This window comes from Streptomyces sp. NPDC014727, from assembly GCF_043083485.1.
Classification (GTDB): domain Bacteria; phylum Actinomycetota; class Actinomycetes; order Streptomycetales; family Streptomycetaceae; genus Streptomyces.
Genome location: NZ_JBIBYR010000002.1, coordinates 191,423 through 199,544, shown reverse-complemented (window position 1 = coordinate 199,544; position 8,122 = coordinate 191,423). Strand labels below are relative to the sequence as shown.

7 protein-coding genes are annotated in these 8,122 nt (G+C 69.4%); all 7 read right to left on the bottom strand.

The window, feature by feature from the left end; genetic code table 11:
• Positions 1–138 precede the first annotated feature (138 nt).
• The gene (locus ACF1B9_RS04525) at positions 139–729 is read right to left on the bottom strand and encodes a Uma2 family endonuclease (protein ID WP_391739010.1); all 591 of its coding nucleotides are present in this window, start codon (positions 727–729) and stop codon (positions 139–141) included.
• A 144-nt stretch (positions 730–873) separates the two neighbouring features.
• Positions 874–2,151 carry a thymidine phosphorylase gene (locus tag ACF1B9_RS04520; RefSeq protein WP_391739009.1) on the bottom strand — a complete coding sequence of 426 codons (1,278 nt, stop codon included), beginning with the start codon at positions 2,149–2,151 and terminating at the stop codon, positions 874–876.
• Between the two features lie 182 nt (positions 2,152–2,333).
• A complete protein-coding gene (locus ACF1B9_RS04515) occupies positions 2,334–2,732 on the bottom strand; it encodes a cytidine deaminase (RefSeq protein WP_351074352.1) in 399 nt (132 codons plus the stop codon).
• Entirely contained in the window at positions 2,729–4,018 is a 1,290-nt protein-coding gene (locus ACF1B9_RS04510; RefSeq protein ID WP_391739008.1) for an ABC transporter permease, read from the bottom strand. The genes ACF1B9_RS04515 and ACF1B9_RS04510 overlap by 4 nt, the downstream gene beginning before the upstream one ends.
• Positions 4,015–5,130, bottom strand: coding sequence for an ABC transporter permease (locus ACF1B9_RS04505; protein ID WP_391739007.1), 1,116 nt, complete (start codon positions 5,128–5,130; stop codon positions 4,015–4,017). Before ACF1B9_RS04505 ends, ACF1B9_RS04510 begins: the two co-directional genes overlap by 4 nt.
• Positions 5,127–6,719, bottom strand: coding sequence for an ABC transporter ATP-binding protein (locus ACF1B9_RS04500; protein WP_391739006.1), 1,593 nt, complete (start codon positions 6,717–6,719; stop codon positions 5,127–5,129). The genes ACF1B9_RS04505 and ACF1B9_RS04500 overlap by 4 nt, the downstream gene beginning before the upstream one ends.
• 284 nt (positions 6,720–7,003) lie before the next feature.
• On the bottom strand, positions 7,004–8,044 hold the full coding sequence (locus ACF1B9_RS04495; protein ID WP_391739004.1) for a BMP family protein: 1,041 nt from the start codon (positions 8,042–8,044) through the stop codon (positions 7,004–7,006).
• Positions 8,045–8,122: the final 78 nt, after the last annotated feature.

The following is an 8,122-nucleotide window of genomic DNA, read 5'->3' as shown; positions in this document are numbered from 1 at the left end:
CACCGTTTATTGGGCAACGGACCCGCCGGTGGGTGCACGGGTCGGCCCCACCAACTCATTCCGCGGGCCCGGGGGGGGGTTTACCCCCCCCCCCCCGGGGCCGCTCTCGCACGCGCGGGACCGGCGCGGCGCCGCTTCTCAGCTCACCGGAAGGACTCCGGTGTCCAGTACCAGCGCGAACGGCTCGGGAAGCGTCAGCTTCTCCCCGTACTCGACCGCCTCCAGGACCCGGTAGGTGCCGTCGGCGGGTTCCCCGTACAAGGTGGCGGTGGGACGGCCGGAGTGCCAGGGGTCCAGGAGCAGGAAGAGCTCGACACCGGCCTTCGCGTATCCGTGCGCCTTGCCGATGCGGTCGTGGTTGGCGTTGGACTGCGAGGTGATCTCGACGACGAGCCGGGCCTCTTCCGCCGGTACGCGGTTGCCCGGTCCGGTCGCCACGGCACGCGGCACGACGACGAGATCGGGGATGTAGAGCCCGGCCCGGCCCGGCACGGCGACGCCGAGCGTCTGGTAGATCCCCCAGTCCTCCGGGATGACGGTATAGAGCCTGCGCTGAAGCAGTTCCGCGGTGGTGTTGTGGTCCTTGGACGGCGGTGGCGACACGGTGACGATCCCCTCGATGATCTCCACCTTGCAGCCCTCGGGTGCGTCCGTCTCCTCCCAGATCCGGACGAGGTCGTCCCAATCCTGGCCATGGCCCGGCGCGGGGTCGACGGTGAGTGCGCTCATGGCGGTCTCCTCTATCGGTGCGTCACCGAGTCCAGCATGCCGAACGGGACCGGTGGCAGTCCACCGGTCCCGTTCACCCGTACGAGTAAGAGTGCCTGGCAGCAGGCAGCGCGGGGCCTACGGCAGGGCGCTCCGAGCCGCAGGTCAGGCGATACGTTCCCGCACCACGGGGGTGGCCGTGAACTCCGTGCCCTCCGGAGCGATGTCGTACGAGGAGGGCAGTGCCTTCAGCGCGTAGTCGAACTTCTCCGGGGTGTCGGTGTGCAGCGTCAGCAGCGGCTGTCCGGCCGTGACCGTGTCGCCGGGCTTGGCATGCAGCTCGACGCCCGCGCCCGCCTGCACCGGGTCCTCCTTGCGGGCCCGGCCCGCGCCGAGACGCCAGGCGGCGACGCCGATGTCGTACGCGTCCAGGCGGGTCAGCACGCCGGTGGACGGGGCCGTCACGACGTGCTGCTCACGGGCGACCGGGAGCGCGGCGTCCGGGTCGCCGCCCTGGGCGGAGATCATCCGGCGCCAGACGTCCATCGCGGAGCCGTCGGCGAGGGCCTTCTCCGGGTCGGCGTCCTTGAGCCCGGCCGCGTCCAGCATCTCGCGGGCGAGGGCCAGGGTGAGGTCGACGACGTCCTTCGGACCGCCGCCGGCCAGCACCGCGACCGACTCGCGCACCTCCAGGGCGTTGCCGGCGGTCAGGCCGAGCGGGGTGGCCATGTCGGTGAGCAGCGCGACCGTCCGCACTCCGCTGTCGGTGCCCAGCGCGACCATGGTGGAGGCCAGTTCGCGGGCGTCCTCGATGGTCTTCATGAAGGCGCCCGAGCCGACCTTGACGTCCAGGACGAGCGCACCGGTGCCCTCGGCGATCTTCTTGGACATGATCGAGCTGGCGATCAGCGGGATGGCCTCGACGGTGCCGGTGACATCGCGCAGCGCGTACAGCTTCTTGTCGGCGGGGGCGAGCCCGTCACCGGCGGCGCAGATCACGGCGCCGGTGGTGTCCAGGACGCTCAGCATCTCCTCGTTGGTGAGGTGGGCGCGCCAGCCGGGGATGGACTCCAGCTTGTCGAGCGTGCCGCCGGTGTGGCCCAGACCCCGTCCGCTGAGCTGCGGCACGGCGGCGCCGCACGCGGCGACCAGCGGGGCGAGCGGCAGGGTGATCTTGTCACCGACGCCGCCGGTGGAGTGCTTGTCGGTGGTGGGCCGGGAGAGCGACGCGAAGTCCATGCGCTCGCCGGAGGCGATCATCGCGGCGGTCCAGCGGGCGATCTCGGTGCGGTTCATGCCGTTCAGCAGGATCGCCATGGCCAGCGCGGACATCTGCTCATCGGCGACCTCACCGCGGGTGTACGCGTCGATGACCCAGTCGATCTGCTCGGGGGTCAGCTCGCCTCGGTCCCGCTTGGTGCGGATGACGGAGATGGCGTCCATGTCCTGGGAGTCCTTCCGGCCGGTACGTACGCAAGAGTCCTGGATGACTCTACGCGCATAGAGGGTGGAGAGAGGGGTGGCCCTCCCGACGGGCGGGAGGGCCACGGTGGTTCGGCTGCGGATGTCCGCCGGTCCGGTCGGCCCGGACGCTCGGGACGGGCCGGCCGGACCGGTCGGCACGGCTACTTCAGATGGCCCGGTCCGAACGCCTGCGGCAGCATCTCGTCGAGCGTACGCAGCCCGTCCGGCGTCTCCAGGATCAGCTCCGGCCCGCCGAACTCGTACAGCAGCTGCCTGCACCTGCCGCACGGCACGAGGATCTCGCCCGCCCCGTCCACGCAGGTGAAGTGGGTCAGCCGCCCGCCGCCCGTGGCGTGCAGCTGGGAGACCAGACCGCACTCGGCGCACAGCCCGATGCCGTACGAGGCGTTCTCGACGTTGCAGCCGGACACCGTACGCCCGTCGTCGACGCGCGCCGCCGCACCGACCGGGTAGTGCGAGTAGGGGACGTACGCACGCGTCATGACGGACCGCGCGGCGCTCCGCAGCGCCGCCCAGTCGACCTCCGCGCCGGCCGTCACTTGCCCTGGCCCTTGCGGTAGCGCATCCCGTCCGCCTTCGGCATCCGCAGCCGCTGCGCGGAGAGCGAGAGGACGAGCAGCGTGACGATGTACGGGGTCGCGCTCACGAACTCGGTGGGCACCGTGTCCGTACCGAGGTACCAGACCAGCACCGCCGCGGCGACGACCGCGCTGACCACGCCCTGGACGAAGCTCTTGCGGTAGAGCTTCCAGGCCGCGAGCACGGCCAGCATGACCACGAGCAGCAGGAGCAGCGCGTGGACGGACTCGCCGCCGTTGCGCAGCTGGAGCGCGTCGGCGAAGCCGAACAGGCCGGCACCCATGGCCAGTCCGCCGGGCCGCCAGTTGCCGAAGATCATCGCGGCGAGACCGATGTATCCGCGCCCGCCGGTCTGGCCCTCGTTGTAGATGTGCGAGGTGACGAGCGAGAGGAAGGCACCGCCGAGACCGGCCATGCCGCCGGAGACGATCACGGCGATGTACTTGTAGCGGTAGACGTTGACGCCGAGCGATTCGGCGGCGACCGGGTTCTCGCCGCAGGAGCGCAGCCGCAGCCCGAACGAGGTCTTCCACAGCACGAAGAACGTGAGGGCGAAGAGGACCACGGCCAGGATCGTCAGCAGCGACACATGGGTGACCAGGCCGCCGATGACGCCGGCCAGGTCGGAGACGAAGAACCAGTGGTGCTTCTCGATGGAATGCAGCCAGTCGGAGAGGCCCGGGATCGTCACCGAGGTGATGTCGTCGGCCGGCGGGGACTGCTTCGGGCTGCCGCCCTTGGCCGCCGCCTCGCCCGAGTTGAACCAGAGCTTGGCCAAGTAAGTGGTGAAGCCGAGCGCCAGGATGTTGATGGCGATACCGGAGATGATGTGGTCGACGCCGAAGCTGACGGTCGCGACGGCGTGCAGCAGCCCGCCGAGCATGCCGCCGATGACGCCGGCCAGCACGCCGAGCCACGGATTGGTCTGCCAGCCGGCCCAGGCGCCGAAGAACGTGCCCAGGATCATCATGCCTTCGAGCCCGATGTTGACCACACCGGCCCGCTCGGCCCAGAGGCCGCCGAGACCGGCGAGCCCGATCGGCACGGCCATCGCGAGCGCCGCGCCGATCTGCCCGGCCGAGGTGACGTCCGCGGCGCCGGTGATCGCGCGTACGGCGGACAGCGCGAGCAGCACGCCCGCGATGATCAGCAGTACGACGGGGAAGGAGAGGCGGGTGCGGCCGCCCTTGCCGCCGGAGACCTTGGGGGCCGCGGGGGGCGGAGTGGAAGTCGCCGTGACGGTCACGCCGACACCTCCTGCTGGTCGGAGTTACGGGCGGCCTGTGCGGCTAGTTCCGCGCCGACCTTGCTCTGCTGGCGCTTGAGTCCGTAGCGGCGGACGACTTCGTAGGCGATGACGACGCACAGGACGATGACGCCCTGGATCACGCCGACGATCTCCTTGTCGTACCCCTCGAATTCGAGCTTGCCGGTGCCGCGCTCCAGGAATCCCCAGAGCAGCGCGCCGAGCGCGATGCCGATGGGGTGGTTGCGGCCGAGGAGGGCGATGGCGATGCCGGTGAAGCCGATGCCGACCGGGAAGTCGCCGCTGAACTCGTAGCTGTCGTTGAGGAGGGTCGGCATACCGATGAGACCGGCCACGGCGCCGGAGATCAGCATCGAGGTGACGACCATCTTCTTGACGTCGACACCACTGGCCTCGGCCGCGGAGCCGGACTGTCCGACGGTGCGCAGGTCGAAGCCGAACCGGGTGCGCGAGAGCGCGAACCAGTAGGCGATGCCCGCGACGACCGCGACCACGATGAAACCCCAGACCGGCGACGGGGTGGTCGGGAACTCGAAGAAGTGCGAGGACTCCGGGAGCGGCTTGGTGGAGATCTTCGTGCCGGCCTTGTCCAGGTGGCCGAGGCGGCCCTGCTGGAGCAGATAGCCGATGACCGCCGTCGCGATGGCGTTCAGCATGATCGTCGAGACGACCTCGCTGACGCCCCGGGTGACCTTGAGGACACCGGCGATACCGGCCCACATCGCGCCGACGATCATCGCGGTGAGGATGATCAGCGGGATCTGCAGGGCGCCGGGCAGGGTCAGCGCGCCACCCACCGCCGCGGCGAAGAAGGCCGCCAGGCGGTACTGGCCGTCCACGCCGATGTTGAAGAGGTTCATCCGGAAGCCGACGGCCACCGCGAGACCCGCGAGGTAGTAGGTCGTCGCCTTGTTCAGGATGTAGACCTGGCTGTCCGACTTCAGTCCGTAGTCGAACATGATGCCGAAGGCGTTGAACGGCTCCTTGCCGGTGGCGGCCAGCACGAGTGCGGTCACCAGGAAGGCGACCACGATCGCGAGTATGGGGGCCGCGATCCCCAGGAGCAGCCGCTCCTTGTCGATCTTCTTCATCGGTCCTCTCCCCCGTCCCGGGGGTCGGTGTCGGTGCTGTCGGCACCCGGGTCGTCCGGCGCTTCGGCCCCGTCCGGTGCTTCGAGGTGTCCGGTGGCCGCGCCCGTCATCGCCGAACCGAGCTCCTCCGGGGTGATGGTCGCCGGGTCGGCGTCCGCGACCAGCCGGCCGCGGTACATGACGCGCAGGGTGTCGGACAGCCCGATCAGCTCGTCCAGGTCGGCGGAGATCAGCAGCACCGCCAGTCCGTCGCGGCGCGCCTCGCGGATCTGGTCCCAGATCTGCGCCTGGGCGCCCACGTCCACGCCCCGGGTGGGGTGCGCGGCGATCAGGAGCTTCGGGGCATGGCTCATCTCGCGGCCGACGATCAGCTTCTGCTGGTTGCCGCCGGAGAGGGAGGCCGCGGTGACCTCGGTACCGGGGGTGCGGACGTCGTACTCGCGCACGATCCGCTCGGTGTCGGCGCGGGCACCCTTGAGGTCGAGGAACGCGCCCTTGCTGTTGGGGCGTTCGGTGACATGGCCCAGGATGCGGTTCTCCCAGAGCGGGGCCTCCAGCAGCAGTCCGTGCCGGTGGCGGTCCTCGGGGATGACCCCCATGCCGTTCTCGCGGCGCTTGCGCGTCGGCGTGCGGGAGATGTCGGCGCCGTCCAGGGTGAGCACACCGCCGTCGAGCGGGCGCATGCCCATGATGGCGTCGACCAGTTCGGACTGGCCGTTGCCCTCGACCCCGGCTATGCCGAGCACCTCACCCTTGTGGATGGTGAAGCCGATGCCGTCGAGCACCGAACGCACCACACCGTCCGGGTCCGTGGCGCTCAGCCGCAGTCCCTCGACGGTCAGCATCGGAGTGTCGGTGACGGTCGACTCGCGGGTCTCCGGCGACGGCAGCTCACTGCCGACCATCAGCTCGGCGAGCTGCTTGGTCGTGGTGCGCTTCGGGTCGGCGGTGCCCACCGTCGTACCGCGCCGGATGACGGTGATGTCGTCGGCGACCGACAGCACCTCGCCCAGCTTGTGCGAGATGAAGATGACGGTCAGGCCCTCGGCCTTGAGCTCGCGCAGGTTGTCGAAGAGCGCGTCGACCTCCTGCGGTACGAGGACGGCGGTGGGCTCGTCGAGGATCAGGGTGCGGGCGCCGCGGTAGAGGACCTTGAGGATCTCCACGCGCTGCCGGTCGGCGACCCCGAGGTCCTCGACCATGGCGTCCGGACGGACACCGAGACCGTAGGCGTCGGAGATCTCCTTGATCTTGGCACGGGCCCGGTCGCCGATCCCGTACAGCTTCTCGGAGCCGAGGACGACGTTCTCCAGGACGGTGAGGTAGTCGGCGAGCATGAAGTGCTGGTGCACCATGCCGATACCGCGGTCGATGGCGTCGCCGGGGTTGTGGAACGAGACCTGCTCGCCGTCCACCGCGATGGTGCCCTCGTCCGGCTTCTGCATGCCGTACAGGATCTTCATCAGAGTGGACTTGCCTGCACCGTTCTCGCCGACGAGAGCGTGGACGGTGCCGCGGCGCACGGTGATGTCGATGTCGTGGTTGGCCACGACCCCGGGGAACCGCTTGGTGATGCCGCGGAGCTCCACGGCATGGGGACTGCTGGACGCGTTGATGGCGCACTCTCCTTGGCAGGAGCGGAGGGCGGAGGCGGTGGGACGGAGGCGGTGGAACGGTGGGACGGAGGCGGTGGAACGGTGAAAGGTACCGCGCCCGGCGGATGCTACGCGCGTAGCGCCACCGAATCGTTGGCCACCTGATGACAGGTGGCGGACAGTGTGTGCACGGCTACGGCACGTCGGCCGGACCCGTATGTGAAATCGGGGCCCGGGTGAGGCCGAAGCGGCTCACCCGGGCCCCGATCGACAGTGGATCAGGTCGTGGTCTTGACCGTGATGGAACCGTCGACGATCTTCTTCTTCGCCTCGTCGAGCTTGGCCTGGATGTCCTTCAGGTGGTCACCCGTGGTGGTCAGGCTGACGCCGCCCTTGGCCAGGGAGTACGTCTGCGTGCCGGCCACCGGCTTGCCGTCCTTGACGGACTTGATCAGGTCGTAGACACCGCCGTCGACGTTCTTGACGACGGAGGTCATGATCGTGTCCTTGTACTTCGCCAGCGACGGGTCGAGGGCCTGGTCGGAGTCGACGCCGATGGACCAGGCGCCCTTCTTGCCCGCGACGGCTTCGATCGAACCGGCACCCGAACCGCCCGCGGCGGCGAAGATGACGTCCGCGCCCTTGTCGAGCATGCCCTTGGCGGCGAACGCACCCTTGTCGGGGCTGCCGAAGCCGGACAGGTCCGAACCGGTGGACAGGTACTGGATCTGCACCTTGGCCTTCGGGTTGGTGTCCATGACACCCTGCTGGAAGCCCGCGGCGAACTTCTTGATCAGCGGGAGGTCGACACCACCGATGAAGCCGACCTGGCCGTCCTTCGACTTCAGCGCCGCCGCGACACCGGCGAGGTAGGAGCCCTGCTCCTCGGTGAAGACGATGCTGTCGACGTTCTTCACGTCGGAGACCGAGTCGACCAGACCGAAATTGACCTTCGGGTACTTGGCCGCGACCTTGTCGACCGCGTCCTTGTAGGCGAAGCCGATCGCGATGACCGGGTTGTAGCCGCCCTCGGCGAGCGACTCGAGGCGCTGCTCACGGTCGGCCGGGGTCTCACCGGTCTTGGCGGTGAGCTCCTTCGTCGTGGCACCCAGCTCGGACTTGGCCTTGTCCAGACCACGCGCCGCGGAGTCGTTGAACGAGTTGTCGCCACGGCCACCCACGTCGTAGGCCATGCCGATCTTCATCTTGCCCTTGTCGGAGCCGGAGCTCTCGGTGGACGACTCGCCACACGCGGTGGCGGTGAGCGCGAGGGCCGCGGTGACAGCACACGCGGCAGTGATCTTGGATACCCGGCGCAAGGGAAGGCTCCTTCAAACCTGACCGAAGCGCCTCTTCCGGCGCTGGTTTCGCGGCGATCGTAACGCGCGTAGATGTCA